The sequence below is a fragment of the Paramagnetospirillum sp. genome (genome assembly GCF_058402745.1).
Window position 1 is genome coordinate 125,745 of sequence record NZ_JBZVFI010000018.1, and the last position, 26,892, is coordinate 152,636.

Sequence of the window (26,892 nt, forward strand, 5' to 3'; positions counted from 1 at the left end):
TCGTCAGCGCTCCCCGCGCAACCGCTTGCCCATGTGGCGTCCCCAGGCCGACAGCGCCCGCAACGGACGGCGGATGGGACGGCGGACCAGGTCCCAGGTGCTGGGCGCCACCGAGCGGCCCATCTTGTTGTTGTCGGTGGTGGCCGTGGCCTCATGGGCCAGGTCCACCAGGAAGCCGGCGGCCCGCACCCGGCGGCACCAGTCGGAATCCTCGCCCTCGGACCAGCCGAGATGGCCGTCCAGCGGCACCGAAAGCAGGATGTCGCGCCGCGCGATGAACAGCCCGCCGTCGATATAGGGCTCGCCCCGGCTCAGGAATTCGTGATAGCGCGCCCGGGGATAGTCGATGGGCACGTTGAAGCGCGTCGCCATGCGGTTGGGATCGGTGGCGTCGGAGATGACGTAGTCGAGATAGGCGCAAGCGCGCCCCTTCACCTGGGTGAACACCGCCGGGGTCACCACGTCGAACTCGCGGGGCAGCGCCGCCAGACAGCCATGGTCCAGGCGGATGCGGGCATGCAGCACCAGCACCTTGTCGAAGCGGAATTGGGTGGCCAGGAAGTTCTTCTTGGCCGAGATCAGAAAGCGCGGGCCGGGCGGCGTCTCGAACTCCACGTAGCGGACATTGGGCCAGGGCGCCAGGAACGACAGGTCGCGCCTCGGCCCGCAAACGAGGATTTCCCCCGTCTCGCCGGTCAGTTCCGGCTGGGCGCAAAGCCCGTCCAGGCAGCGGGCCAGCGCCGGCAGTTCCCCGTCATTGCCGGAAAAGATCAGTCCCGCCGACCAGCCGGCTTCAGGCAGCGGGCGGGTGCGGGCGAAGGCGAGGCGGAAGGCCTCGGGCTTCATCTCCACCAGGGCGGCGTCGCCGCCCAGTACCTTGAACACCAGCCTTCGCACCTGGGCGAAGGGCATCTCCCAGGTCTCGGCCAGGGCCGGGCCGTCGTCCTGGATAACCAGGGTTCCACCGGGCTTCAAGGCCCACAGGGCGTATTTCAGGGCGTGGGGCAGCAGGTTGCGGCACTTGAAGCGGCCGGTACGCACCTCGACCGCGTCCAGATCGCGGCAATGCTTGGCTTTGACGAGGGTCTCGATGCTGTCGATGATCACGGCGGCGGCTTTTGGTCAGGGGACGGTCGGGTTGCGTGGGAAGAGGGAATTTGCTATCCAAACCCAGCGGTTTATCCGCCAATCGATTTGCCGCGATGGCGGCATAAAGGTCAATCCCAATTCCGAGGTCCCATGGGCGCGCGGATTCTGGCTCATCGCGGAGCCTGGCGGCACAAGGCCGAACAGAACCGCCCCGACTGCCTCGCCAGCGCCTTGCGGGCCGGGTTCGGCATCGAGACCGATTTGCGCGACCGGCTGGGTGAGGTGGTGGTCTCCCACGACGTGCCCGGCGCCGACGCCCCCCTCCTCTCCCAATGCTGGGCCGAGTGGCTGGAGCTGGCCTCGCCCGAGCGGGTGCTGGCGCTCAACGTCAAGGCCGACGGGCTGGCCGGGATCATGGCGCCCCTGGTGGCGGGCCGCGCCTCCGACTATTTCTTCTTCGACATGTCGGTGCCCGACATGCGCCACTACCTGCGCCTGGGACTGACCACCTTCACCCGGCATTCCGATGCCGAGCCGTCGCCGGCCTATTACGCCGATTGCGCCGGAGTGTGGATGGACGAGCTGGACCGGGAATGGATCACGTCCGCCGACATCCAGGCCCATCTGGATGCCGGCAAGATGGTCGCCCTGGTGTCGGGCGAGCTGCACCGCCGGGACAAGGGCCCCATCTGGGAACTGGCGCGCAGCTTCCGTCACGACGACCGCGTGATGGTCTGCACCGATCTTCCCGCCCAATTGCAGGAGTTCCTCCGTTGAGCCGCATCCGCGCCGTTCTGTTCGACCTCGACGGCGTCCTGGTGGACGCCCGCGAGTGGCACTGGGAGGCGCTGAACCAGGCGCTGCGCCTGTTCGGCTACGAGATCGGCCGCGAAGAGCACCTGACCACCTTCGACGGCCTGCCCACCCGCAAGAAGCTGGCCTATCTGCACGAGCACCGGGGTTTCCCCAAGGGCCTGGCCGGGGTGATCAACGAGCTGAAGCAGGTCTATACCAAGCAGCTGATCGCCACCCATTGCTTCCCCGTCTTCCACATCGAATACGCGGTGTCGCGCCTGAAGGCCGAGGCCTACAAGCTGGCGGTGTGCACCAATTCCATCCGCGAGACCTGCGACATGATGCTGGGCCAGTCGGGGCTTTTGGACTATTTCGACATCACGCTGTCCAACCAGGACTGCGCCAAGCCCAAGCCCGATCCCGACATCTACGTCACCGCCATGACGCGGCTGGGCATCGCGCCGGCCGAGACGGTGATCGTCGAGGACAATGATTACGGCGTGCAGGCGGCCACCGATTCCGGCGCCCATGTGCTGCGGGTGGCCGACCCGTCCGAGGTGACCTACTGGAACATCCGCGAGCGCATCCGTCAGGTGGAGGCCGCGTCATGATCCAGATCCTCATGCCCATCGCCGGCTCGGCGCGGCCCTTCCACGAGATGGGCCAGAAATTCCCCAAGCCCATGATCGAGGTACTGGGCCACCCCATGGTGGAATACGCCATCCGCTCGTCGCGCCCGGCCGAGGACCACCGCTTCATCTTCGTCACCAACGCCGCCGACCGCCAGGAATTCCACCTGGATTCGGTGCTGAAGCTGCTGGCGCCCGGCTGCACCATCGTCCAGACCGAGCGGCCCACCGGCGGCGCGCTGTGCACCGCCCTGCTGGCCGTGGACCACATCGACCGCGAGGCGCCCCTTCTGGTGTGCAACGGCGACCAGTGGACCACGCGGGGCATTCAGCCGGCGCTGGACGATTTCCGCGCCCGCGACCTGGACGTGGGCATCCTTACCTTCACCTCCATGCATCCGCGCTGGTCCTTCGTGCGCCTGGACGAGAACGACATGGTGGTGGAGACCGCCGAGAAGAATCCCATCAGCAACCACGCCACGGTGGGCGCCTATTACTACCGCAACGGCGGCATGTTCATCCGCGCCGCCGAGAAGGCGCTGCTGAAGAACACCCTGGTCAACAACCAGTTCTTCATCGTGCCCTCCATCAACCAGCTGATCCTGGAAGGGGCGCGCGTCGGCCAGCACAAGATTCCCAATGCCGAGTTCCATCCGCTGGGCATCCCCGAGGACGTGGCGCACTTCCTCACCCACTTCCAGAATTCGCCGCTCGACCAATGACCAAGCCCGTCACGATCGTCATTCCCATGGCCGGCGAGGGCTCGCGCTTCGCCAAGGCCGGCTACGCCAAGCCCAAGCCGTTCATCGACGTGCTGGGCCGCCCCATGATCCGCCACGTCATCGACAACGTGGCCTATGGGGGGGCCGACACCCTGCTGATCGCGCGCCAGGCCCATTGCGAGGCCGAGCCCGGCGTGGTGGACGAATTGAAGGCCCAGGGCATCCGCTTTCACCTGCTGGACGGCCTGACCGAGGGCACCGCCTGCACCCTGCTGGCCGCCTGGGACGAGATGGACCCGGACGCCCCCATGCTGGTGGCCAATTCCGACCAGTTCGTGGATGGCGGCGCGGCGGCCATGCTGGACGATGCCCTTTCCCGCGATCTCGACGGCTCCATCATGGTGTTCCGGTCCGAGCCCCACCCCAAATGGTCCTACGCCAAGCTGGGCGCCGACGGACTGGTGGAGCGGGTGGCGGAAAAGGACCCCATCAGCGAATGGGCCACGGTCGGCCTTTACTACTTCAAGTCGGCGCGGGCCTTCCGCCAGGCGGCCGAGGCGATGATCGCGGCCGATGACCGGGTCAACAACGAGTTCTACACCTGCCCGGTCTACAACTACCTCCTCCGGGCCGGGGCACGGGTGGGGGTGTGGGAGATTCCCCAGACCGCCATGCACGGCCTGGGCACCCCCGAGGATCTGGACGCCTTCATCGCCCTGCGGACTTCCGCCGCCTCCGCCTGATGCTGTTCAATTCGGCGCCCTTCCTGTTCGGTTTCCTGCCCCTGGCGCTCGCCGGGTTCTTCGGGTTCCGGCAGGTGGGATGGCGTCCGGCCATGGCCTTCCTGACCCTGGCCTCCATCGTCTTCTACGCCTGGTGGAACCCGGCCTATGCCTGGCCGCTGGCCGTGTCCATCGCCGCCAATTTCGCCCTGGGCCAGGCCATCGCCCGGACCCGCGACACAGGCTGGGGCGGCGCGGTGCTGGCGGTGGGCATCGCGCTCAACCTCGCCTTCCTGGGCGTGTTCAAGTACGAGCGCTTCTTCGCCGAATCCGTCGCCCCCCTGCTGGGCCTGATGATCGAGGCCAAGGGCCTGGACCTGCCGCTCGGCGTGTCGTTCTTCACCTTCACCCAGATCGCCTATCTGGTGGACGTGCGGCGCAAGCTGGCCCAGGACGGCGACGTGCTGAGCTACACCCTGTTCGTCACCTTCTTTCCCCACCTGATCGCCGGGCCCATCATCCACCACAAGGAGATGATGCCCCAGTTCCGCCAGCCCCGCCGCCAGTGCTCCATCTCCGAGAATCTGGTGGCCGGCCTGTCGCTGTTCGCCATCGGGCTGTTCAAGAAGGCGGTGATCGCCGATTGGGTGGCGTCCTACGTCTCGCCCGGCTTCTCGGCGGCCGCCGCGGGCCAGGACTTGAGCCTGGGGGCCGCCTGGACCTGCGCCCTGGCCTATACGGTGCAGATCTATTTCGACTTCTCGGGCTATTCCGACATGGCGGTGGGCCTGGCGCGGCTGTTCGGCATCGACCTGCCGGTCAACTTCAACTCGCCCTACAAGGCCACCAGCATCATCGAGTTCTGGCGGCGCTGGCACATGACCCTGTCCCGCTTCCTGCGCGACTACCTCTATTTCCCCCTGGGCGGCGGTCGCTGCGGGCCGGTGCGCCGTCACGTCAACCTGATGGTTGTCATGGCGCTCGGCGGGCTGTGGCACGGCGCGGCCTGGACCTTCGTGGCCTGGGGCTGCCTGCACGGGCTGATGCTGGTGGGCAACCACCTGTGGCGGGAGGCGCGGCCCGCCGAACCGGGGCAAGGAGAGGTCATCGCCGGCTGGCTGCTGACCCAAGTGCTGGTCGTCGCCGCCTGGGTGTTCTTCCGCGCCAACAGTTTCGACGCCGCCCTGATCGTGCTGAAGGGCATGGCGGGGCTGGGCGGAATCTCCGGCGGCGCGGTCAAGGTCGCGTGGGATGGGCTGGCCCTGTCCCTGGTCCTGATGGCGGTCTGCACCCTGGCCCCCAACAGCCAGCAGATCATGCAGGCCACCGGGCCGGGACTTGAGCCGGTGGAGCGGCCGAAGCGTTTCGCCTGGGCTCCCACCACCGGCTGGGCCTGGGCGCTGGCGGCCATGCTGGCGGTTTCCGTCATGACCCTGTGGCGGACCAGCGAATTCCTTTATTACCAGTTCTGACATGAGCCAGCCCAAGTCCCTCTCTCAGAGCACATTCCTCCTGACCCTGCTGGGCGGGGTGCTGGTCGTGCTGGCGCTGGGCGCGGGTTTCAACTTCATCGTCGATCCCTATGCCAGCTTCCGCTGGGGCGACATCAAGGGCTTCAACGACCAGAAGACGCTCAGGCGCGACGGCGGCCGCGTCAACAAGGCGCTGATCCTGGGCCACACCAAATTCGACGTGCTGTTCTACGGCACGTCCCGGGGCGAGATGGGGTTCGACCCGCAATCGCCCGCCCTGGACGGCGCGTTCGCCTTCAACGCCTCGCTGTCCGATTCCAACATGGCCGAACTGGCCCGTGCCGCCGAATACGCCGCCCGCCACCAGTCGCCCCGGCTGGTGGTGGTGGGGCTCGACCTGATGATGTTCGGCGAGCGCACCGCCACCGGCGGCGATTTCGAGCGCTCGGGCTTCGCCGGGGCTTCGCCCTGGCCAGTCCATGCCCGCCGCCTGCTGTCCTTGCAGGCCTTCGACGATTCCGGCTGGGTGCTGTTCAGCTCGGTCAAGGGCATGCGCCAGTCCTTCGCCAAGGACGGCACCTACGACATCGGCGCGCGCAAGAAGAGCTTCGACCACCGCGCCGAGATGGACGGCGTGATCCGCTCGCAGCTGGCGCCAACCTCTTCGTCCAAGACCTATGCCGGCTTCCGCTACGCGCCGGAGCGGATGGAGGATCTGCGGCGCCTGCTGGCCGCCTTCGACAACGGCACGACGCGGGTGGTCCTGCTCATCACCCCCATTCACGCCAAGGTGCTGGAAGCCAAGGCCGCCGCCGGCCTGATGCCGGTCTGGGAGCAGTGGAAGCGCGATCTGGCGGTCACCGTGGCACTGTCCGGGACCGAGCTGTGGGATTTCAGCGGCTACAACACGGTGACCACCGAGGACATTCCCCGCGATCCCGAGACCCGCATGCGCTGGTACTGGGACGGCTCCCACTTCACCAAGGCGGCGGGCAATCTGATGCTGGAACGGGTGCTGGCGGCCAAGGGCGACGCGTCCTTCGGCATCCGCCTTTCGCCCGACAACGTGGAAGCGGTGATCACCGGCATCCGTGCCGAACGGGCCGCCTATGCCGCCGCCCACCCCGACGAGGTGGCGGAGGTGGCTGCCATCGCCGAACAAGCCCGCCTCATACCACCCGGCCGTTGATCCGAGTTTTCATGTCATCCTGAGCGCCAGCGAAGGATCTCCGCCTGGACCAGCGGTGCCGATTCTGAAAAACCGAACCAGGATGAGATCCCTCCGCCCGCAGGCGTCGGGATGACAGATCCGTTCGTCTCAGCCGCCGGTGACGCTCATGTGACGGCCGACGGCCGGCTTGGCGTCGCGGTCGATGATGAAGTCGTGGCCCTTGGGCTTCCTGGCGATGGCCTCGGCGATGGCGGCTTCCAGCAGCTGGTCGCCCTCGCTGGCCCGCAGGGGGGTGCGCAGATCGGCGGCGTCCTCCTGGCCCAGGCACATGTACAGCGTGCCGGTGCAGGTCACCCGCACCCGGTTGCAGGTCTCGCAGAAATTATGGGTCATGGGCGTGATGAAACCGATGCGCCCGCCGGTCTCGGCGACGCGCACATAGCGGGCCGGGCCGCCGGTGCGGTAGTCGATGTCGGTGAGCGTGAAGCGCTGTTCCAGCCGGCTCCGCACCAGCGACAGCGGCAGGTACTGCTCGGTACGGTCGGAATGGATGTCGCCCATGGGCATGGTCTCGATGAAGGTGATGTCGAAGCCGTGTTGGCCGCACCATTCCACCAGATGCTCGTGCTCGTCCTCGTTGCCGCCCTTCAGCGCCACGGTGTTGATCTTGACCGCCAGTCCCGCCGCCTTGGCGGCGAAAATGCCGTCCAGGACCTGATCCAGCTTGCCCCAGCGGGTGATGGCCTCGAACTTGGCCGGGTCCAGGCTGTCCAGCGAGACGTTGAGGCGGCGCACTCCGGCGGCGGCCAGGTCGTCGGCGTACTTGCCCAGCTGGGTGGCGTTGGTGGTGAGCGTCAGCTCGTCCAGCTCGCCCGATTTCACCAGCCGGCCCAGATTGGTGATCAGGCTCATGATGTTGCGCCGGACCAGGGGCTCGCCGCCGGTGAGCCGCAGCTTGCGCACGCCCGAGCGCACGAAGGCGCCGCACAGCCGTTCCAGTTCCTCCAAGGACAGGATGTCGGCCTTGGGCAGGAAATGCATGTCCTCGGCCATGCAGTAGACGCAGCGCAGATCGCAGCGGTCGGTCACCGACACGCGCAGATAGCTGACCTTGCGTCCAAACGGATCGATCATGACGCATCCTCCATGCCCCTCGGCGGGGGCTTGCTGTAATGATATATATGCTGCCTGCGTCGAAAACGAGTCTTGGCGTTGGTCAAGACATCGGCAAAAGAGAGGAAAAGTCCCATGTCCCCGGCCCCTCAATCCAGCCCGCCCGCCATCGGGGCGGTGATCTATCCGCCGGGCAAGCCGCCGGAGACGCTGCTGGCCGAATTCGCCGCGGAACTCAAGGCGCGCGGCTTCCGCTTGGGCGGCCTGCTGCAGGACACGTTGCGTGACCCCACGGGCCGCAAGACCGACATGACGGTGACCGAGATCGACACCGGCCGCAAACTCTCCATCGGCCAGAGCCTGGGCAAGGATTCCAATGCCTGCATCCTGGATTCCCAGGCCCTGGCCGAGGCCTCGGGCTCGGTGCGCCGCGCCATCGAGAGCCGCGCCGACCTCCTGTTCATCAACAAGTTCTCCAAGTCCGAGATGGAAGGCGAAGGCCTGGCCGGCGACATGCTGGCCGCCGTGGCGGAAGGCGTGCCGGTGCTGACCGCCGTGCCCGGCGTGCTGATCGAGGAATGGACCGCATTCACCGGCGGCCAGACCGAGCTGATCGCCCCCAGCATGGCGGCGCTGTGGCGCTGGTGGGGGCCGGGACGGCTTTACGCCGACCTCGCCAACGGCGTCGGGGACGCGGCCGTCAAGCGGGTGGTGGTCGGCCTCAACTGGACCATGGTGGAGACGGCCAGCGGAATCGGCCTCGCCCAGACCCCGGAGCGCGGTACGCCGGGCTGCAACGCCACCAGCCATGCCGGCAAGCGGACCCAGAGCGGGCTGAAGGCCCTGGCCGAACTGGTCCATTCCGCCGATCCCTTCGAGCAGGCCTTGGGCATGGCCGCCTGCAACGCCCATTACAACCGCTTCGACCTTGCACTTCCCGGCGGCAACGGCCTGGAGAGCTTCGGCGCCAAGGGCGGCGGCACCGTGGTGATCGGCGCCTTTCCCGGCATTGCCGACCGCCTGCCCGGGGCCAAGGTCATCGACCGCAAGCCCGGGCCGGGCCAGTACCCGGAACAGGCGGCGGAATGGCTGCTGCCGGCGGCCGAAGCGGTGATCATCACCGCCTCGACGCTGGCCAACCGCTCGGCCCCCAATCTCTTGCGCCTCGCCCGCTTCGCCCGGGTGGCGCTGGTGGGACCGGGGGCGCCGCTCACGCCCCGCCTGTTCGCCTATGGCATCGAGGTCAGTTCCGGCCTGATCGCCGAGGACCCGGACGCGCTGGCCCGCGCCGTCGCCGAAGGGGGCGGCGCCAAGGACCTGAAGCGCCACTGCCGCCAGGCGACCATGCGCAAGACGGCCCCATGATCGCACTGTTCGAAAAGACGGATTCCTGATACTTCCCTGGCGGTGTCATAGGTATTCTTGTCATCCCGAGAGAGCGCCCGCGACCGAGGGATCTCATCCTGGCCCGGCTTGTCCTGAACGGCACCAATGTTCCAGGCGGAGATCCTTCGCTGCGCTCAGGATGACAACGGGACTGTTGAAGGGACGAATTTGCGGATTTCCTGGTCACTGGGGGCCTGGCGGCCGATGATGCGGCAGCTGGCCGATAGGGGAACGGTGGCGATCACCATCGACGACGCCCCCATGCCCGATTCCACGCCGGTCCTGCTCGATCTGCTGGACCGCTTCGGGGCCAAGGCCACCTTCTTCATGAGCGGCTGCCGGGCAGTGGATGCGGGCGAGCTGATCGCCGAGACGGTGAAGCGCGGCCATGCCGTCTACGCCCATGGCTGGGACCACGTCCGCCTCGACCGCGAGCCCACCTCGCGCCTGCTGGACGACATGGAGCGCTGCGAGGCGCTGCTGGCCGTCCACCGCCCCACGCCCCGGCCCTATCTGGTGCGCCTGCCCTATAACGGCGGCCGGCGCTCGGCCCGCATTCACCGGGCGCTGGCCAAGTGGCGGCCCGGCTGCGCCCTGGTCCATTGGGGCCCCAGCACCGAGGACCACATGACCGCCACCCGCTGCGCGTCGGCCGACGACGTGGAGACGGAGTGCCGCAAGGACGTGGAGCGGCTGCTGGCCGATCCGCGCCTTCCCGGCGGCATCCTGCTCATGCACGACCAGCCCATCAACGAGCGGCCGGGCGCCGCGTTCAAGCCCGCAATCACCATCACCATGCTGCGTCTGCTGCTGGAAGGCCTGGCCGCCCGGTCCCTGCGCTCGGTCACCCTGCCGCCGCCGCCGCCCCAGGCATGGTGGCAACGCTTCATCCTGGTTTGAGAAAGGGATTCCCTTGCGCATTCTCCACACCATTCCGGGACGCAATTGGGGCGGCATGGAGCATCGCACCCTCGAGCAGGTGCGCTGGCTGAAATCTCACGGCCACGACGTCTGGCTGGCCTCGCCCGCCGATGGCGAGTCCCACAAGCGCGCCCAGGCCGCCGGCCTGCCGGTCATCGACTTCGACTTCGACCGCCCGTGGAAGCCCGCCACGGTGCGCGCCTTCCGCAAGCTGCTGATCGAGAAGCGGGTCGAGGTGGTCGACACCCACGTCACCCGCGACGCCAAGACCGCGTGCGCCTGCCTGGATCTGGTGGCGGTGGTGCGTTCGCGCCACGTCAACCAGCCCTTGAAGGGCGGCATGATCCGCCGCGCCCAGTGGCGGCTGGGCGCCGACCACATCATCACCGTGGCCGAATGCACCCGGCAGCAATTGCTGGGAATCGGGCTGGCCGACGCTAGGCGCTCGGTCTCCATCGGCGGCTGGGCGGACGAGCGCTTCTTCGACCTGCCCGACCCGGTGGCCACCCGCGCCAGGCTGCGCGCGGAATTGGGCCTTCCCGGCGACGCCTATGTCTGGGTCTGCGTCGGCATGATCCGCCCCGACAAGGGCCAGGACCACCTGCTGGCCGCCCTGGGCCTGCTGCGGGACAAGGGTCTTGCCCCCTGGCTGGCCATGGTCGGCTCGGCCACCGCCGAATGCGCCGAGTACGAGCGCGGCCTGCACGCGCAGTTGAGCGCGGCCGGACTGGCCGGGCAGGTGGTGTTCACCGGCTATCGCGACGACGTGTCGGAACTGATGCAGATGGGCGACGCGGTGGTCATTCCCTCGCTGACCGAGGCCCAGCCCCGCGTCGCCGTCCAGGCCTTCGCTGTGGGCAAGCCGGTGGTGGCCAGCAACGTGGGCGGCGTGCCCGAGATCGTGCTGGACCACCAGACCGGATTGCTGGTCCCCCCCGCCGACCCCGAGAAGCTGGCCGAAGCCATGGCCCTGATCATGACCGACCACGGCGCGACGGCGCGCATGGCCGCCGCCGCGCGGTCCATGGCGGAAAAGGACATGCGTTTCGACAACCGCATGGGCCAGACGCTGGAGGTCTACCGCACGGCGCAGGCCCATGCGCGCAAACGCATCCTGCCCCGCTTCAAGGGGGTGACATGAGACGCCGGATGATCCGCGGGCGGGACGCCCGCGCCCCGAACCACTCCCTCGTCTTGGAGCGCGGCCGTCCCGGCCGCATGTCGCCATGACCACGCTGACCGCCCTGGTCGTCGTCTGCAACGAGGAGAAGCGCCTGCCCGCCTGCCTGGACAAGCTGCGCTTCGCCGATCGGGTGGTGGTGGTGCTGGACAAGTGCACCGACGGGACCAAGGACATCGCCCTGGCCTTCGGGGCAAGGATCGTCGAGGGGCGCTGGGACCTGGAAGGCGACCGCCGCAACACCGGCATTGCCGCCTGCGACACCGAATGGGTGCTGGAGGTGGACGCCGACGAGCACGTGCCCCCCGCCTTGGCCGAGGAAATCCGCCGGGTCATCGCCACCACGTCCTTCGACTGGCACGAGATCCCGGTGGACAATTACATCGGCGAACGTCTGGTCCGCCACGGCTGGGGTGCAAGCTACGGCAAGGCCGCCTATCCCGGCCTGTTCCGCAAGAAAGCCAAGACCTGGGGCCGCGACCGCGTCCACCCCTCGCTGGTCTGGTGCGGCAAGAAGGGGCCAATGCTGGAGAACCGGCTGCAGCATTACGTGGACAAGAACATCTCGGACATGATCCGCCGCCTGGATTCCTATTCCACCGCCAAGGCCCGCGACCTGCGCGACCGGGGCGAGACCTGGGGCTCGACCGCGTCCAACCTCCGCCGGCTGGTCTCGCGCTTCTTCAAGTGCTATGTGCGGCGCGGCGGCTGGAAGGAGGGCGGCTACGGCCTGATCATCGCCATCTGCGCCGGCCTCTATCCCCTGCTGTCCCACTTCAAGGCCCGGTACGAGAAGGAATAGGCGTCGCGTCATGCGCTGTGATACGATGAATGACGCCGCATCCCAGGAGGCCCCCATGACCGAACCCGCCGCCAAGACCCAGATTTCGCTGCGCGTTCCCGCCGAATTGGTGGAAGCCTTCGACACCATCGCCAAGGGCATGGAGCGCGACCGCTCGTGGGTGATGCTGCGCGCCCTGAAGCAGTACCTGGAGACCGAGGGGGCCGACGTGCTGCGCGAGCTGGAGGGCATCGCCGCCCTGGATCGCGGCGAGGGCGTCGATTTCGACGAGGCCATGGACGAATTGGACGCGATCATCGACGCCGCAGTGCAACGCAGGTCAAAAGTTGCCTAGACTCGCCAGCCTTTCACCTTCGGTCATCGACTATCTGCGGCGTGAAACCGCCTATATCGCGCAACACAACGATAAGGCCGCCCGCAAGATCGTTTCCATGATCCGTGCCGCCCGCAAGACCCTGGCCGAGCATCCCAATATCGGATCGCCCGGTCTCATTCCCGACACCCGGCGACTGGTGGTCGGCCCCTATGTGCTGACCGTCCGAACCAAGGGCGGAACGCCGGAAATCATCGACATCCGCCACGGCCGTCAGGCCGAGCCGAAGGAATAGCCCCCATGGCCCGCATCGTCATGACCGACGACGGCATCACCTTCGACGGCGCGACATTGGAGGAGCGGCCGCTGGGCGGGGCCGAGACCTCGTTCATCGAGATGGCCAACGCCCTGGCGGCGCGCGGCCACGACGTGCTGGTCTGCAACAAGTGCGAGGCGGAGAAGGTCCACCGGGGCGTCACCTGGAGGCCCTTGTCCCGGGGCGTGCCCGATCGCGCCGATCTCTACATCGCCAATCGCGGCGACAAGCTGATCCGCCTGTGCGCGGGCGCCAAGCGCACCATCTTCTGGATTCACAATCCCGCCGGCTACCTGATGAAGTGGCGCTATCAGTGGAAGCTGGCCTTGCGCCTGCCGGTGATCGTCTTCTCGGGGGCCAGCCACGCCTCCACCTATCCCTCCTATGCCATGGCCGGCGGGCGGGAAACCGTGCCCTACGGCCTGACCGACCTGTTCTGCCACGCCACGGAGCGGACCGAGCCACCGCCGCCCCGGGTGGTCTTCACCTCCAATCCCATGCGCGGCCTCGACTGGCTGCTGGATCTGTGGGAGCGGCGCATCCGCCCGGCGGTGCCCGACGCCGAACTGCACGTCTTCGCCGGCACCGCCACCTACGGCGCGGCCGGAGCGGCCAAGGCCGACCGCATGGCCGTGGTATTGGACAAGGCCGCCGCCATGAAGGAGCTGGGCGTGATCCTGCGCGGGCCTGTCCCCAAGACCCAGCTGGTCGGCGAGCTGGCCGCCGCCCGGGCGCTCCTTTATCGCGGCGACATCGGCGAGACCTTCTGCTCGGCGGTGGCCGAGGCCCAGGCCATGGGCGTACCCGCCGTGCTGGGCGACATCGCCTGCATGAACGAGCGCGTCATCGAGGGCGTGACCGGTCATTGCCTGCGGGGCGACGATGCCTTCGCCGAAGCCGGCATCCGCATTCTCACCGAGGATGCCCTGTGGCGCCGAATGCACCGGGCCTGCCTGGAGAAACAGCGCGCGTGGCGCTGGGATCAGGCGGCGGCCGAGTTCGAGCGCATCGGCCGGCTGGCCCCGCCCTCGCCGGTCAGCGCCACGCAATAGACCGCGAACAGCCACTGGCAGGCCAGCCACCACGCCTGCCACGCCCCGAAGCTCGACGCCCCCACCACCAGCGTGCCGGCCATCATGGCCATCCCGGCCGGTCCGGCGGAGGGTGACCGGGACAGCCTGTGCACCAGGGCGAGGGCGCCGCACAGCATGATCAGCGCGCCGACGCCCCCCACCTCCACCCAGACCTGCAGGAACAGGTTGTGGGGATGCAGCGGCAGGGCGAGGCCCTCCACATCCATCACCACGTCGCCCCCCCAGGCCGGAAGCTTGATGTAGGAATTGCCCCCCGGCAGTTCCCGCGAGGCATCCAAGCCCCAGCCGATGACCGGATGCTCGGCGATCCGTTCGGCGGTGAAGTTCCAGATGGCGAAGCGGTGGAACATGGAATTGGGCAGGAAGCGCGTCTTGGCCGCCAGCTCGAACAGCGGCGGCATGTTGGCCACCGCCACCGGCGTCGCCAGAAAGCCCGTCGCCAGGATCACGGCCAGAACCGAGGCCACCAGCCGGCGACGATAGATCGCCAGCGGCAGGATCAGCCCCGCCAGGGCGGCCGCCACCAGCCCGGTATTGCTGCCCACCGCCAGCCCGCATCCGGCAAGGCCGAGGGGCAGGACAAGAATCGCCGCCCAGTTCCGCCGGCGCCAGTGCCAGACCAGCAGGGGGGCCAGCAGGATGCCGAACACCGATATGCCGATCTTGAAATGGCTCAGCACCCGGAACTTGGACGGGGGCTGCCCCCTAAGGCGCATGACGAAGTCATCCACGGCGCCCCGGCTCAGCAGATCGGCCAGAATCACCGCGAAGAACAGCAGCATGGCCGCCGAAAGGCACCGGGCGACCCAGCGGCGCCCGGTCTCGTCCAGGCGCGACGCCGCGGCCAGGGCCAGGATACCGGCACCGACCAGCGAGCCGATCTGCACCGTCCTGGGCAGGGCCAGCCCGGACGTCGCTTCCCACAGGGCGCTGAGACCACCCCAGGCGATGAAGGCCAGAACGGCGAAGCCGACTCCCGGACCCGGGGGCTTGGGAAACATCCGGCACCGCATCAGGCCCCATGCCCCGGCCACCGCCACGATGATCAGCAGCACCACCGTGCCGCGGTTGACATAGGCCAGCAGGGGCATCAGGGCCAGAGCGATGCCGGACAGGATGAAGGCCATGAAGCCCGGGGATCCGTCCCTGGCGGCGGCCCACCACCCGGCGATCATCGTCGAACCCTCCGCCCTGAACATCGTGCCGGATTTCCGCCATTGTGGACGCAGGGGGGTTGGCTAGCACAGAAACCCCGGGGCGTCCAGCGACGGCCCCGGCGGACAATGGGGATGAAATCCCCTCCGTTCCGATCTAGGATACGCCCTTCCGCATCAGGACGCCCCAATCCGCACAGCGCCGATCATGAGATTCCGGAACCTCCATGCGACGCTGCGCCTTGCCCTGTCCACGGCGTTCCACACCGTGCTCGGCCGGCTCGCGGGGCGCAGCCACGTGCCCCATCCGCGCACCATGCTGTTCATCGAGCCCACCAGCCATTGCAATCTGGAATGCAGCTTCTGCACCTACCGCCTGGGCCTGCACCCCCGCCTGACCCTGGACATGGACAAGTTCCGCGATTACGTCGCTCAGGGAAGCGCCATGGGCTTTCCCCGCCTGGTGCTGACCCCCATCAACGGCGACGTGTTCATGGACAAGGGCATCGTCGACAAGCTGCGCCTGCTGGACGAAATGGAGAATGGCCCCGGCATCATCCTCTACACCAACCTGATCGGCGCCTCGGTCGGACAGCTCGAGGAAATCCTCGCCCTGCCCTGCCTTGAGATGTTCCAGATCAGCATCTACGGCCACGATTTCGAGACCTTCCGCCGCATCACCGGGCGGGGCGAGGCGCAGTTCCGCCGCCTGATCGCCAATCTGGAAACCATCGCCGCCCTGGCCGATGGGGACAAGGTCCCCGCCGGGCTGTCCATCTGCGTGCGCACCGAGCGCCACTACCGCCTGGACGGCCCGACCACCGGTGAACTGCACGCGGTGCTGGGCCGGCTGGCGGGAATGGGGGTGCCGGTCTCGGTGCAGTCCAGCCTGGACGATTGGGGCGGGCTGGTGAAGGAAGCCGATCTGGGCGGACTGGACATGCGGCTGATCAGGGGCCGCCTGATTCCCAAGAACGGCGCCTGTATCGAACCGTTCTTCAACATTCAGATCCTGGCCGACGGGCGGGTCAACGCCTGCGCCTGCCGCTCGGTGGGCGAGGACCTGATCATCGGCGACCTCGGCAGGAACGACCTCGCGACCATCCTGTCGGCGCGCAATCCCGCCTATACCGGCCTGATCGAGCGCCAGCAGAAGGGCGACTTCCCCGAGACCTGCAAGGGCTGCTCGTTCTACCGCAGCATCTACGACCGCCGGATCAGGGACGCCTCGCCCCTGGGCTCCATGAGCCTCGAGCGGTTCCACACCTTCCTTCGCCAGGACTGACGCCCGCCATGTCCTCCCCCGACGCGCCCGCCACCGACCTGTTCCGCCCCCTGGCCCTGGGTGCCCTGCTGGACCGCCATCCGCTGGCCTGCCTGGACATCGGCTCGCGCGGGGGGTTCGAGCCCGATCTGGGGGCCATGGCCTTCGCCGTGGACGCGGTGGGCTTCGAGCCCGAGCCCGAGGCCTTCGCCCGCCTGGCCGAGCAGCCCAAGGGTTCCTGGCGCTCGCTGCGGCATCTGCCCGTCGCCATTGGCGGAGCCGATGGCGAGCAGGTTCTCCACATCACCCGCGATCCGGTCTCCACCTCGCTGTTGCGGCCCGATCCGTCCATCGGCCAGGCCTTCGCCAAGCCGCAATTCTTCGAGGTGGTGCGCACCCTGCCCATTTCCTGCCGCACCCTGGATTCCGCCCTGGCGGAGGCGGGAATCGGCCAGCCCGCCTATCTCAAGATCGACGTGGAAGGCGCCGAGCTGGACATCCTGAAGGCGGCGCCCGCCACCCTGGCCTCGCTGCTGGCCATCAAGATCGAGGTGGGCTTCCGGCGCTTCCGTCACGGCCAGCCCATCGCCGCCGAGATCGAGCTGTTCCTGCGGAGCCAGGGATTCGAGCTGCTGGATTTCCTGGCGCCCCGCCACTGGCGCGTCCAGGGCTACGTCATCCATCCCCAGGCGGGCGGCGGCGCCATTCCCTACAGCCGGGGCGTGCTGATGCAGGGCGACTACCTTCTCCTGCGCGATCCCGACACGGTGGCCGAGCCCGAACGCCTGTTCCAGCTGGCGGCGCTGGCCATGGCCCACGGCTTCTTCGACCACGCCTTGACCATCCTGTCGCGCCCCGCCGTCGCCGCGTGGCTGGGCCAGCCTCCCGAGCCCCTGGTGGCCGAGGCATCGAAAGCCTGTGGCCGCATGATCTGGCGCCAGTCAGCGGCGCGGCATCTGCGGCTGCTATGGACCTATGGCCGCTCGGCCCTCCATCTGTTCCTGAAATAGGGCATCGAGCACCGCCGCCTGCCCGTCCCAGCCGTAATGGGCGAGGGCGGCGAGGTCGGGGGGGCAGAACCGGGGGCAGGTGGCCAGCGCCGCCGCCACAGCCTCGGCATCGGCGCATCCCAGCAGCACGCCCCCCAGTTCGGACGCCAGCCCTTGCGCCTCGTCGCCCTCGGGCGGCAGGCAGATGACGGGCCGGGCCAGACTGATTAGCTCGAACAGCTTGTGCTGGAACAGGGCGCGCGGCGTGCGCACGTAAAGCGTCGCCCAGGACCGGGCCGCCAGTGCCCGGATCTCGTCGAGAGTCCGCCAACCCGGCGCCTCGATGGCGGCATGGGGCACCAGCCGCCCGGCGGCCTCGGCGAAGCGCGCGGTCTCGGCGCCGGCATAGGTCAGGGTCAGCGGCCCCGCCCCCCGCCAGCGCCCCACGCCCTTCAGCAGTTCCTCCAGTTCCGCCTGACCATAGAGCCCGCCCAGCAGCAGCAGGCGGCGTTCGGGACCGGGCGGCGGCATGGGGGCCAGCAGGGCCTCGCCGATGCCGCTGTGGATCACCCGGGCCGGGCCGAACCAGGGCTCCGCCTCGCGGGCATGGCCGGACGACAGGGCGGTCAGCGCCGCCGCGTCCTGGAACCGCCGGGCCAGCAGGTGACGGATCGGCGCCGGTATGAACACGCTCCACGGGTCCTTGACGTCCATCACCCAGGGGCAGCCGGCCAGATGGGCGATACCCCGCCCGATGGCCAGCGCGTCGGTATTGCCGAAGGTCGCCCATACCACCTGGGGACGGAACGCCTCGGCGAGGCTCGGCCAGTACGGGCGGCTGCCGTCGCGCCAGTCGGTGAACACCCCGCCCCGCAACAGGTAGTAGCCCGCCGCCACCACCTTGCGCAGCGGCGGCGGCAGGATTCCGTCGCGGAAGGCGGAGAGCAGGCGGTCGGAGCGGGGAGCGCAGGCCAGACGGAAAGGCGATCGCCAGTCATGCCCCTCCAGCGCCGCCGCCAGCCCCTCCGGCCGGTGTTCGGCGGGGCGGCCCTCCAGGGTCTCGGTCAGCAGCACCACCCGCCAGCCCCGCGCCGCCAGCGCCTCGGCGAAGCGGGCCATGCGGGTGGCGCACACATGCGGCGTGTCGGGATGACAATGGTTGACCAGAACCGCCCGCATCAGGACAGCGCCTCCACCGGCGCCTCGGATGCGATGCGCCCCAGGAAGTGAGCGCGCCAGGATTCCAGCATCAAGGGTCGCCACAGCACCCAGCCCAGATGCCCCTCGCCCGCCCGGAACCTGCGGAGGACGCTACGCCACCAGGAGACGTTCCAGGTGCCCGAGGCCGCGAAGGACGGGTCCTCGATCACCCGTTCCGCCTCCTCCACCAATCCTTGCGCGAACCACAGGTCCTGGGGCGGCAGGAAGCCCTGCTTGTTCCAGCGGGTGCGCACCGCCTCGGGCAGGATGCCCTTCATGGCCTCGCGCAGCAGCCGCTTGGTCTGGGCCTCGCCCATCAGCAGGCGGGGGTCCAGCGACAGGGCGAAAGCGGCGATGCGGTGGTCGCAGAAGGGCAGCCGCACCTCGCGGGAATGGGCCATGGAATTGCGGTCGCCATAGCGCAGCAGCACCGGCAGATGGGCGGCGAAGGAATCCCGGGCCAGGGCCGCCGCCAGGGGCGGCCAGCCGGGCGGAGCCGGTGGCACCGTATTGGCCTCGGCCACCCGGGCGGCGAGATCGGGGGACAGGCCGAACAGCAGGTCGCTGCCCTTGCCGCCCCAACTGGCCAGACGGTGGCGCAGTCCCAGCGGCAGGGCCTTGGACAGGGCCTGACGCGGCGAATCCAGCCCGGCGGGGTAGCGGGCGCGGATGGCCGCCTCCTCCGCCGCCCGTTCACCGTCCGGCAGGGACAGCAGGTAGGGGGCGAAATACTGCTCGTAGCCGCCCAGGATCTCGTCGGCGCCCTGGCCGTCCAGCAGCACGGTGACTCCGGCCTGCTTGGCCAGCTGGAACACCCGGTACTGGGCGTACTGGCTGGCGCTGCCCACCGGCAACTCGTTGGCCCAGGCGAAGGCGGCGAGGTCGGCCAGGAAGCCGGCGGCATCGGGCTCGGTGTGATGGACGATGGCGCCGTTGGCCTCGGCGGTCAGGCGGGCGAACTCCCACTCGTCGGCCCTGGTCCCCGGAAACCGCCCGGTGAAGACGTGATAGGGCGCGTCATCGCCCAGCAGCCGGCGCGCCAGACAGATGATGGAGCCCGAATCCAGCCCGCCCGACAGGCACGACCCTACCGGCACGTCGGACCGCAGGCGCAGCCGGATGGAATCGGTCAGCAGCTCGCGGAAGCGGGCGGCGGCTTCCGCCATGCCGATTCCGGCCAGGGCGGAATCACGCTCCACGCTCCAATAGCGCGACACCGACCACTCCAGGCTGTCCAGATCGAGCACCAGCCTCTCGCCCGGCAGCAATTGCATGATGGCGGGAAAGGCGGTGGAGCGCCCGTCGTCCAGCCCGGTGGTGGGACGATGCAGGAAGCGCATCAGCGCCAGCTGGTCCACCTCGCGCCCCACCTGGGCCAGGGCCAGCAGCGCCTTGTATTCGGACGCGAAGGCGAACAGGCCCGGTCGGGCCGCGAACAGCAGCGGCTTTTCGCCGAAACGGTCGCGCGCGCAGACCAGAAGGCGGCGGCGGGGATCGAAAAGCGCGATGGCGAACATGCCGTTGAGGCGGTCGAAACATGCCTCGCCCCAGCGGCCATAGGCGGCCAGCAGCACCTCGGTGTCGCTGCCGGAGGTGAACACCTCGCCCAACGCCGCCAACTCGGCCCGGATTTCCAGGAAATTGTAGATCTCGCCGTTGAACACCACGACGAGGCCGTCCCGCTCCATGGGCTGGTGCCCGGCCGCCGAGGTGTCGAGGATGGCGAGCCGCCGGTGGCCCAGCACGGCCCTTCCGTCGGCGGACCGCCACAGACCCCGGTCGTCGGGGCCGCGATGGACCAGCCGCCCGATCATGGCCTCGACCGCCCCGGTGTTCACCGGCCGGTCGGCGATGATGCCCGCGATGCCGCACATAGGGCCTGATCCCCCGCTGATACCGGTCCCGTGTACCCCAGCCCCGGACCGGGCGCAAGCCGCCCGGCAATTGCCCTTGTTCCCCGGATCGGGTAAGGGTTGCCCCATGAAATCACGCCGCCCGCCCGCCACGCCCCGCGCCCCCCAGTCTCCCCGATCGGTCGCCGTCGATCTGCTGTCCGCCGTGCTCGACAAGGGCCGCCTGCTGGACGAGGTGCTGGACGATCCCCGCCTCGCCAGGCTGGACGAGCGCGACCGGGGCTTCGTGCGCCTGCTGCTGGGCACCACGCTGCGCCGCCTCGGCCAGATCGACGACCTGATCGCCCATTGCGTGGACAAGCCCATGCGGGCCGGCGCCGCCTGGGCCGAGCACGCGCTGCGCCTCGGCATCTGCCAGCTCTTGTTCCTGGACGTGGCACCGCACGCCGCCATCTCCACCACGGTGGATCTGGTCAAGGGCGGCAGCCAGGCGGGCTTCGCCAAGCTGTTGAACGCCGTGCTGCGCCGCCTGGACCGCGAGGGCCGCGAACTGGTCGCCGCCCAGGACGCGGCCCTGCTCGACACCCCGGAATGGCTGTGGCGCTCGTGGTGCCGCGCTTATGGCGAGGAGACGGCGCGGGCCATCGCCGCCGCCCATCTGGCCGAGGCGCCGGTGGACATCACCGTGGCGGCCGACGCCCGAGGCTGGGCCGAGACGCTGGAAGCCGAGATTCTGCCCACCGGTTCGCTGCGCCGCGCCGCCGGCGGTTCCATCGCCGCCCTGCCCGGCTTCAACGACGCGGCGTGGTGGGTGCAGGACGCCGCCGCCGCCCTGCCCGCCCGCCTGCTGGGCTACGTTGGGGGCAAATCCGTCGCCGACCTGTGCGCCGCCCCCGGCGGCAAGGCCTTGCAGCTGGCCGTCGCCGGGGCGCAGGTCACCGCCCTCGACCGCTCGGCCAAGCGCCTCGTCCGCCTCGCCGAAAACCTCAAGCGCCTGGGATTGTCGGCCAAGGTGGTCGAGGCCGATGCCGGCGCCTGGACGCCGCCCGCGCTCTTCGACGCCATTCTGCTGGACGCGCCGTGCTCGGCCACCGGCACGCTGCGCCGCCACCCCGACGTGGCCCGCCACAAGAACCCGGCCGAGGTGATGAAGCTGGCCGGGGTGCAGGCCCGCCTGCTGCGGGCCGCCATTCCCATGCTGAAGCCCGGCGGCACCCTGGTCTACTGCACCTGCTCCCTGGAGCCCGAGGAAGGGCCGGAGCAGATCGCCGCCCTGCTGGCCGAGGGTGCGCCGCTGAAGCGCGTCCCCATCCGGCCCGAGGAGGTGGGCGGGCTGGCCGAGCTGGTGACGCCCGAGGGCGATCTGCGCACCCTGCCCTGCCATCTTGCCGCCCGGGGCGGCATGGATGCATTCTTCGCCGCGCGACTGGAGAAGATTTCATGAAGCGCTTCGCCCTCATCGACCGCGACGGGACCATCAACGTCGAGAAGCATTACCTGTCCGATCCCGACCAGTTGGAGCTTTACCCCGGCGTGGGCCGCGCCATCCGCCGGCTGAACATGCTGGGCCTGGGCGTGGTGGTGGTCACCAACCAGTCGGGGATCGCGCGCGGCTATTTCGACCTGGCCCGGCTGGAGGAGATACACGACCGCCTGTACCGCCTGCTGGAGGCGGAGGGCGCCATGATCGACGGGCTCTACATCTGCCCCCACGGCCCGGACGACGATTGCGCCTGCCGCAAGCCGCTGCCCGGCATGGTGGATCAGGCGGTGGCCGACCATCACTTCGACCCGACCCAGGCCTTCATGATCGGCGACAAGGAGGTGGACGTGGAAATGGGCCACGCGGTGGGCGCCAGGAGCTTCCTCGTCCGCACCGGCCACGGCCCCAAATTCGTCGACGGCACCAAGGCCGATTACGTGGTGGACGACCTGCCCCAGGCGGTGGACGTCATCGAGAAGATGCTGGCATGCGCATCCTTTTCCTGACCGAGAACTTCCCGCCCGAGACCAACGCCGCCGCCACCCGGGTGTCGGAGCGGGCGCTCTATTGGATCAGGGCGGGCCACGAGGTGACGGTGCTGACCTCGGCCCCCAACTTCCCCGGCGGCAAGCTGTTCGACGGCTGGGAGAACCGCTGGCGGCAGATCACCGACCACCAGGGCATAAGGGTGGTGCGGGTCAAGACCTACATCGCCCCCAACGAAGGCTTCGCGAAGCGCATCATCGACTTCCTGTCCTTCATGGTCATGGCGGTGGCGGTCGGCCTGTTCGAGAAGCGCCCCGACGTGGTGGTGTCCACCAGCCCGCAATTCTTCGCCGCCGTGGGCGGCTGGATGCTGGCGGGATTGCGCCGGGTGCCCTTCGTCTTCGAGCTGGGCGATCTGTGGCCGCGTTCCATCACCGCCGTGGGCGCCATGAAGGACAGCCCGGTGATCCGCGCCATCGAGGCGCTGGAACTGTTCCTCTACCGCCGTTCGGCCGCCGTGGTGGCGCTGACCCGGGCCTTCAAGGCCGACCTGACCCGCCGCCACATCCCGGCCGAGAAGATCGCCGTGGTGATCAACGGCGTCGACCTGCCCCGCTATGCGCCGCGCCCCAGGGATGAGGCGCTGGAGGCCGAATGGAATCTCAAGGACACCTTCGTCATCGGCTATGTGGGCACCCACGGCATGGCCCATGGCCTGATCAACGTGCTGGACGCCGCCGAACGGCTGAAGGAAACCGCGCCCCATATCCGCTTCCTGCTGGTGGGCAACGGCGCCGAGCGCCAGATGCTGAAGGACGAGGCGGCGCGGCGCCATCTCTCCAACGTGGTGTTCGGCCCGCCCCAGCCCAAGGAGCGCATGCCCGCCGTGTGGTCCCTGTGCGACGTGGCGCTGATCCATCTGAAGGATTCGCCCGCCTTCGCCGAGGTCATCCCGTCCAAGATGTTCGAGGCCATGGGCATGGGCCTGCCCCTGCTGCTGGTGGCGCCCCGGGGCGAGGCCTCGCACATCGTCGAGGCCGACAAGGCCGGGCTGTTCGTGCCCGCCGCCGACCCGGACGGGCTGGCCGCCGCGGCGCGCCGTCTGGCCGACGACCATGGGACGCGCAAGGCGCTGGCCGAGGCCAGTCTGGCCGCCGCCTCGTCCCATACCCGCGAGCGTCAGGCCGAGCTGTTCATCACGGTGCTGGAGATGGTGGTCGCCGGACGCGGCCCCACCCAGGCCGGCACCGTCGAGGGCTAGAGTCCCTTATCTTTTCGTTGACGGGGAGGGGCAGCCTTGTCCACAACCCCATCCAGATACGTCATCAGGAGCCCCTTCCATGTCCACCCCGTCGTCGCGGATCGCCGTCATCGGCCTGGGCTATGTCGGCCTGCCGCTGGCCGTGGCCATCGCCCGCCACTTCCCCACCATCGGGTTCGACATCGACCAGGGCCGCATCAATGAACTGCACAAGGGCTTCGACCGCACCGGCGAGGTGGAAGCGTCGCGCCTGCGGGCCAGCACCATGCGCCTGTCGGCCAGGACCGACGACATCGCCGGCCAGGACGTCTACATCGTCACGGTGCCCACCCCGGTGGATGCGGACAACCGCCCCGACCTCAGGCCGGTGCTGTCCGCCTGCCGTTCGGTGGGCCAGGCCATGAGGAAGGGCGCGGTGGTGGTGTTCGAAAGCACCGTCTATCCCGGCGTCACCGAGGACATCTGCGGCCCCGAGCTGGAGAAGCATTCGGGCCTCAAATGCGGCACCGACTTCTTCCTGGGCTACAGCCCCGAGCGCATCAACCCGGGCGACCGCGAGCACACCGTTGACCGCATCACCAAGGTGATCGCCGGCCAGACCCCCGAGGTGACCGCGCTGCTGGCCCGCGTTTACGGCTCGGTGACCACCGGCGGCGTGTTCCCCGCCGCTTCCATCAAGGTGGCAGAAGCCGCCAAGGTGATCGAGAACGCCCAGCGCGACATCAACATCGCCTTCATCAACGAGATCACCATGATCTTCCAGAAGCTGGGAATCTCGGTCTTCGACGTGCTGGACGCGTCGGCCACCAAGTGGAACTTCCTCAACTTCAAGCCCGGCCTGGTGGGCGGCCACTGCATCGGCGTCGATCCCTTCTATCTGGCCCAATGCGCCCAGGACAACGGCCACCACCCCGAAATCATCCTGTCGGGGCGGCGGATCAACGACGGCATGGGCGAATGGATCGCCGAGCGCGTCTCGGCCCAGCTGGCGGGACCGTCGCGCGTCCTGGTGCTGGGCCTGACCTTCAAGGAGAACGTCCCCGACTTGCGCAATTCCAAGGTGGTGGACGTCATCCGCGCGCTCCGGGCCAAGGGCCACGCGGTGGAAGTCCACGACCCCTTCGCCGACCCGGCCGAAGCCGAGCACGAATATGCCGAGACCCTGATGCCCAGCCTGGACGGGGCCGCCGGCTACGACTGCCTGGTGGGCGCCGTGCCGCACCAGCCCTACGTGGCCTTCTCGGAGGAGAGCTTCGCCACCCTGGTCCGCCCCGGCGGGCTGGTGGCCGACGTCAAGGGCATGTGGCGCGGCATGGACATTCCGGACTCCCTCCGTCTCTGGCGGCTGTAGCCGTTGCGCATCCTGTTCGTCACCGCCAGCCGCATCGGCGATGCGGTGCTGTCCACCGGCCTGCTGGCCCATCTGGCGGAGCGGCACCCGCAGGCCCGCTTCACCGTGGCCTGCGGACAGGCGGCGGCGGGATTGTTCGAGGCGGCTCCCTTCGTGGACAGGGTCATTCCCATGGTCAAGCGCAAGCGCGCCGGCCATTGGCTCGAGCTGTGGCGGCAGACCGCCGGCACCTTCTGGCACCAGGTGATCGACCTGCGCGGCTCGGGTCTCGGCTGGCTGGTGCCCACCTTCAGCCGCAGGATCATCAAGTCGTCGTGGGAGCCCAGGCACCGCCTGCTGCATCTCTCGGCCCTGCTGGGCCTCGACCGTCCGCTGGCCCCCGTCCTGTGGTCCACCCCCGCCCAGGAGGAAGAGGCCGCCCGGCTGATGGGTCATGGCCCCATCCTGGCGCTGGGACCCGGCGCCAATTGGGCGCCCAAGCAATGGCCGGCCGAGCGGTTTGCCCGGCTGGCCCTCGACCTCACCGGCGCGGGCGGCATCCTGGCCGGGGCCAGGGTGGCGCTGTTCGGCGCCGATTCCGAGCGCTCCTCCCTTGGGCCGCTGATCGATTCCGTTCCACTGGAACGGCGCCTCGACCTGATCGGCAAGGTGGACCTGGCCACCCTTCACGCCTGCCTCAAGCGGGCCAGCCTGTATGTGGGCAACGATTCCGGGCTGATGCACATCGCGGCGGCCTCGGGCGTGCCCACGCTCGGCCTGTTCGGCCCGTCCTCGGAAGTGTTCTACGGCCCCTTCGGCCCCCACTGCGCCTCGGTGCGCGGGCCACGCAGCTTCGAGGACATCTGCCACGCGCCCGATTTCGACCACCGGCGCTCCGAGTGCCTGATGCTCGACCTGGAGGTGGCCAGGGTGGCGGAGGCGGCCCGCGCCCTCCTGACCGGGATGAAGCCATGAGCCGCGTCCTGGTGGTCACCCTGCCCCCCTTCGCCGGAGGGGTGCCCGCCAAGTGCCGCATCCTGGTCGATCACCTGAAGCGCCTTGGCCACGACGTGACCGTGGCCTATTACGCCACCCTCTCCGACCACCCCGCCCTGGTGGTCCCCGCGTGGCGTTTCTGGCGCCGCCCCGGAACCCTGGAGCGGACCATCTGGGACGGTGTCCCGGCGGTGGCGGTGGGCTGCCGCTTCCCCGAACTGGAATTTCCCTACTACCTGCCGTCCGAGCGCTGGGACCGCCTGATCGCCGCCCATGACCGCCACATCGCGGTGGGCGGCACGGTGCTGGCCTCCCATCCCCTGGCGGCGGCGGGTCTGCCTCATGTCACCTGGTGCGCCGCCACCATGATCGAGGACCGCCGCGACCGCCGCGCCGCCATGCCCTGGCCGCGCCGTCTGATCGACGAGGCGGTGGTCGGCCCGGTGCAGGCCCGCATGGAACGCGCCATCCTGGCCGGCACCGGCCGCATCCGCCCGGTGAGCGGCCACACGGCGCGGCTGTTCGAAGCCATGGGCGCCGGCCCCTGTCCGGTGATGCCCATTCCGGTGGATTGCGACCGTTTCCGCCCGCCGGCCCGGCCCGTCCCGGCCGGATGGGTGGGCTTCGCCGCGCGACTCAACGACCCGCGCAAGAATCTCGGCCTGCTGATCGAGGCGGTGGCCCGAAGCCCCGGCCTGTGCCTGCGCCTGGCCGGCGCCGTGCCGCAAGGCGAACTGGCGGCAAAATTGAACGATCCCCGCCTGGCGGGGCGGGTGGAACTGGCGGGCGAGCTGACCCTCGATCAGTTGCCGGCCTTCTATTCCGGCCTCGACCTGTTCGCCATTCCCTCGCACCAGGAGGGATTCGGTATCGTCGGCATGGAGGCCATGGCATCGGGCCTGCCGGTGGTTTCCACCCGCTGTGGCGGCCCCGAGGATTACGTCATCCCCGGCGAGACCGGCCTGCTGGTGGACGACGCCGCCGGAATGGCCGAGGCCCTGACCCGTCTCGCCGCCGACCGGGAACTGCGTTCCCGCCTGGGCGCCAAGGCCCGGACGCTGGCCGAAACCCGCTATTCCCACCGGCGCTTCGCCGCGACCCTGGCCGAGGCCTGGGCCGAGTGTTGGGGCGATACGCCCTAACCGCTTGCA

The 26,892-nt window shown here is 69.1% G+C and carries 26 protein-coding genes; 21 read left to right on the plus strand and 5 right to left on the minus strand.

Annotated elements, in window-relative coordinates; translation table 11 throughout:
• Window positions 1-3 precede the first annotated feature (3 nt).
• The gene (locus ACV4UZ_RS16505; RefSeq protein ID WP_491601880.1) at window positions 4-1,107 is read right to left on the minus strand and encodes a hypothetical protein; all 1,104 of its coding nucleotides are present in this window, start codon (window positions 1,105-1,107) and stop codon (window positions 4-6) included.
• Between the two features lie 132 nt (window positions 1,108-1,239).
• On the opposite strand from ACV4UZ_RS16505, the gene ACV4UZ_RS16510 reads away from it, so the two are divergent.
• Genes ACV4UZ_RS16510 through ACV4UZ_RS16535 form a run of 6 tightly spaced genes read left to right on the plus strand, consistent with a single transcriptional unit; the run spans window position 1,240 to window position 6,618 of the window.
• The gene (locus ACV4UZ_RS16510; RefSeq protein WP_491601881.1) at window positions 1,240-1,866 is read left to right on the plus strand and encodes a PI-PLC domain-containing protein; all 627 of its coding nucleotides are present in this window, start codon (window positions 1,240-1,242) and stop codon (window positions 1,864-1,866) included.
• Window positions 1,863-2,495 (plus strand): HAD family hydrolase, encoded by a 633-nt coding sequence (locus ACV4UZ_RS16515; RefSeq protein WP_491601882.1) that lies wholly within the window; start codon window positions 1,863-1,865, stop codon window positions 2,493-2,495. Before ACV4UZ_RS16510 ends, ACV4UZ_RS16515 begins: the two co-directional genes overlap by 4 nt.
• Window positions 2,492-3,235, plus strand: a complete 744-nt coding sequence (locus tag ACV4UZ_RS16520) for a glycosyltransferase family 2 protein (protein WP_491601883.1) — start codon at window positions 2,492-2,494, stop codon at window positions 3,233-3,235. Before ACV4UZ_RS16515 ends, ACV4UZ_RS16520 begins: the two co-directional genes overlap by 4 nt.
• The gene (locus ACV4UZ_RS16525) at window positions 3,232-3,978 is read left to right on the plus strand and encodes a glycosyltransferase family 2 protein (RefSeq protein WP_491601884.1); all 747 of its coding nucleotides are present in this window, start codon (window positions 3,232-3,234) and stop codon (window positions 3,976-3,978) included. Before ACV4UZ_RS16520 ends, ACV4UZ_RS16525 begins: the two co-directional genes overlap by 4 nt.
• Window positions 3,978-5,429, plus strand: a complete 1,452-nt coding sequence (locus tag ACV4UZ_RS16530) for an MBOAT family O-acyltransferase (RefSeq protein WP_491601885.1) — start codon at window positions 3,978-3,980, stop codon at window positions 5,427-5,429. The genes ACV4UZ_RS16525 and ACV4UZ_RS16530 overlap by 1 nt, the downstream gene beginning before the upstream one ends.
• A gap of 1 nt (window position 5,430) precedes the next feature.
• The gene (locus tag ACV4UZ_RS16535; protein ID WP_491601886.1) at window positions 5,431-6,618 is read left to right on the plus strand and encodes a hypothetical protein; all 1,188 of its coding nucleotides are present in this window, start codon (window positions 5,431-5,433) and stop codon (window positions 6,616-6,618) included.
• Between the two features lie 129 nt (window positions 6,619-6,747).
• On the opposite strand, the gene moaA is transcribed toward ACV4UZ_RS16535, so the two are convergent.
• Window positions 6,748-7,734, minus strand: coding sequence for a GTP 3',8-cyclase MoaA (gene moaA / locus ACV4UZ_RS16540; RefSeq protein ID WP_491601887.1), 987 nt, complete (start codon window positions 7,732-7,734; stop codon window positions 6,748-6,750).
• 114 nt (window positions 7,735-7,848) lie between these two features.
• Here moaA and ACV4UZ_RS16545 point away from each other — a divergent pair, with 114 nt between their 5' ends.
• The 7 genes from ACV4UZ_RS16545 to ACV4UZ_RS16575 all read left to right on the plus strand — a co-directional run bounded on the left by ACV4UZ_RS16545 (window position 7,849) and on the right by ACV4UZ_RS16575 (window position 13,683).
• Window positions 7,849-9,078, plus strand: a complete 1,230-nt coding sequence (locus tag ACV4UZ_RS16545) for a DUF2478 domain-containing protein (RefSeq protein ID WP_491601888.1) — start codon at window positions 7,849-7,851, stop codon at window positions 9,076-9,078.
• A gap of 225 nt (window positions 9,079-9,303) precedes the next feature.
• Complete coding sequence (locus tag ACV4UZ_RS16550; RefSeq protein ID WP_491601889.1) at window positions 9,304-9,999, plus strand: polysaccharide deacetylase family protein; 696 nt, start codon at window positions 9,304-9,306, stop codon at window positions 9,997-9,999.
• A 13-nt stretch (window positions 10,000-10,012) separates the two neighbouring features.
• Window positions 10,013-11,161 carry a glycosyltransferase family 4 protein gene (locus tag ACV4UZ_RS16555; RefSeq protein ID WP_491601890.1) on the plus strand — a complete coding sequence of 383 codons (1,149 nt, stop codon included), beginning with the start codon at window positions 10,013-10,015 and terminating at the stop codon, window positions 11,159-11,161.
• An 85-nt stretch (window positions 11,162-11,246) separates the two neighbouring features.
• On the plus strand, window positions 11,247-12,002 hold the full coding sequence (locus ACV4UZ_RS16560) for a glycosyltransferase family 2 protein (protein WP_491601891.1): 756 nt from the start codon (window positions 11,247-11,249) through the stop codon (window positions 12,000-12,002).
• Window positions 12,003-12,057: 55 nt separating this feature from the next.
• Entirely contained in the window at window positions 12,058-12,336 is a 279-nt protein-coding gene (locus ACV4UZ_RS16565) for a CopG family ribbon-helix-helix protein (protein WP_491601892.1), read from the plus strand.
• Window positions 12,329-12,610 (plus strand): type II toxin-antitoxin system RelE/ParE family toxin, encoded by a 282-nt coding sequence (locus tag ACV4UZ_RS16570; protein ID WP_491601893.1) that lies wholly within the window; start codon window positions 12,329-12,331, stop codon window positions 12,608-12,610. Before ACV4UZ_RS16565 ends, ACV4UZ_RS16570 begins: the two co-directional genes overlap by 8 nt.
• A 5-nt stretch (window positions 12,611-12,615) precedes the next feature.
• Complete coding sequence (locus tag ACV4UZ_RS16575) at window positions 12,616-13,683, plus strand: glycosyltransferase (RefSeq protein WP_491601894.1); 1,068 nt, start codon at window positions 12,616-12,618, stop codon at window positions 13,681-13,683.
• Here the strand turns inward: ACV4UZ_RS16575 and ACV4UZ_RS16580 are convergent.
• Window positions 13,614-14,900, minus strand: a complete 1,287-nt coding sequence (locus ACV4UZ_RS16580) for an O-antigen ligase family protein (RefSeq protein ID WP_491601895.1) — start codon at window positions 14,898-14,900, stop codon at window positions 13,614-13,616. The two genes, ACV4UZ_RS16575 and ACV4UZ_RS16580, sit on opposite strands and share 70 nt — an antisense overlap.
• Before the next feature lie 187 nt (window positions 14,901-15,087).
• Here ACV4UZ_RS16580 and ACV4UZ_RS16585 point away from each other — a divergent pair, with 187 nt between their 5' ends.
• Together ACV4UZ_RS16585 and ACV4UZ_RS16590 are read left to right on the plus strand one after the other, a co-directional pair.
• Window positions 15,088-16,164, plus strand: a complete 1,077-nt coding sequence (locus ACV4UZ_RS16585; protein ID WP_491601896.1) for a radical SAM/SPASM domain-containing protein — start codon at window positions 15,088-15,090, stop codon at window positions 16,162-16,164.
• A gap of 8 nt (window positions 16,165-16,172) precedes the next feature.
• Window positions 16,173-17,153, plus strand: coding sequence for an FkbM family methyltransferase (locus ACV4UZ_RS16590; RefSeq protein ID WP_491601897.1), 981 nt, complete (start codon window positions 16,173-16,175; stop codon window positions 17,151-17,153).
• On the opposite strand, the gene ACV4UZ_RS16595 is transcribed toward ACV4UZ_RS16590, so the two are convergent.
• Window positions 17,109-18,311 carry a hypothetical protein gene (locus tag ACV4UZ_RS16595; RefSeq protein ID WP_491601898.1) on the minus strand — a complete coding sequence of 401 codons (1,203 nt, stop codon included), beginning with the start codon at window positions 18,309-18,311 and terminating at the stop codon, window positions 17,109-17,111. The genes ACV4UZ_RS16590 and ACV4UZ_RS16595 overlap by 45 nt on opposite strands.
• Window positions 18,311-20,206 (minus strand): asparagine synthase (glutamine-hydrolyzing), encoded by a 1,896-nt coding sequence (gene asnB / locus ACV4UZ_RS16600; RefSeq protein ID WP_491601899.1) that lies wholly within the window; start codon window positions 20,204-20,206, stop codon window positions 18,311-18,313. Before asnB ends, ACV4UZ_RS16595 begins: the two co-directional genes overlap by 1 nt.
• Window positions 20,207-20,312: 106 nt before the next feature.
• Here asnB and ACV4UZ_RS16605 point away from each other — a divergent pair, with 106 nt between their 5' ends.
• The 6 genes from ACV4UZ_RS16605 to ACV4UZ_RS16630 all read left to right on the plus strand — a co-directional run bounded on the left by ACV4UZ_RS16605 (window position 20,313) and on the right by ACV4UZ_RS16630 (window position 26,883).
• The gene (locus ACV4UZ_RS16605) at window positions 20,313-21,629 is read left to right on the plus strand and encodes an RsmB/NOP family class I SAM-dependent RNA methyltransferase (RefSeq protein WP_491601900.1); all 1,317 of its coding nucleotides are present in this window, start codon (window positions 20,313-20,315) and stop codon (window positions 21,627-21,629) included.
• Window positions 21,626-22,174: a D-glycero-alpha-D-manno-heptose-1,7-bisphosphate 7-phosphatase gene (locus ACV4UZ_RS16610; protein WP_491601901.1), complete on the plus strand. Its 549-nt coding sequence runs from the start codon at window positions 21,626-21,628 to the stop codon at window positions 22,172-22,174. The genes ACV4UZ_RS16605 and ACV4UZ_RS16610 overlap by 4 nt, the downstream gene beginning before the upstream one ends.
• Window positions 22,156-23,415, plus strand: a complete 1,260-nt coding sequence (locus ACV4UZ_RS16615; protein ID WP_491601902.1) for a glycosyltransferase family 4 protein — start codon at window positions 22,156-22,158, stop codon at window positions 23,413-23,415. The genes ACV4UZ_RS16610 and ACV4UZ_RS16615 overlap by 19 nt, the downstream gene beginning before the upstream one ends.
• Window positions 23,416-23,494: 79 nt before the next feature.
• Complete coding sequence (locus tag ACV4UZ_RS16620; protein WP_491601903.1) at window positions 23,495-24,766, plus strand: nucleotide sugar dehydrogenase; 1,272 nt, start codon at window positions 23,495-23,497, stop codon at window positions 24,764-24,766.
• A 3-nt stretch (window positions 24,767-24,769) separates the two neighbouring features.
• Entirely contained in the window at window positions 24,770-25,720 is a 951-nt protein-coding gene (locus ACV4UZ_RS16625) for a glycosyltransferase family 9 protein (RefSeq protein ID WP_491601904.1), read from the plus strand.
• The gene (locus ACV4UZ_RS16630) at window positions 25,717-26,883 is read left to right on the plus strand and encodes a glycosyltransferase family 4 protein (protein WP_491601905.1); all 1,167 of its coding nucleotides are present in this window, start codon (window positions 25,717-25,719) and stop codon (window positions 26,881-26,883) included. Before ACV4UZ_RS16625 ends, ACV4UZ_RS16630 begins: the two co-directional genes overlap by 4 nt.
• Window positions 26,884-26,892 lie beyond the last annotated feature (9 nt).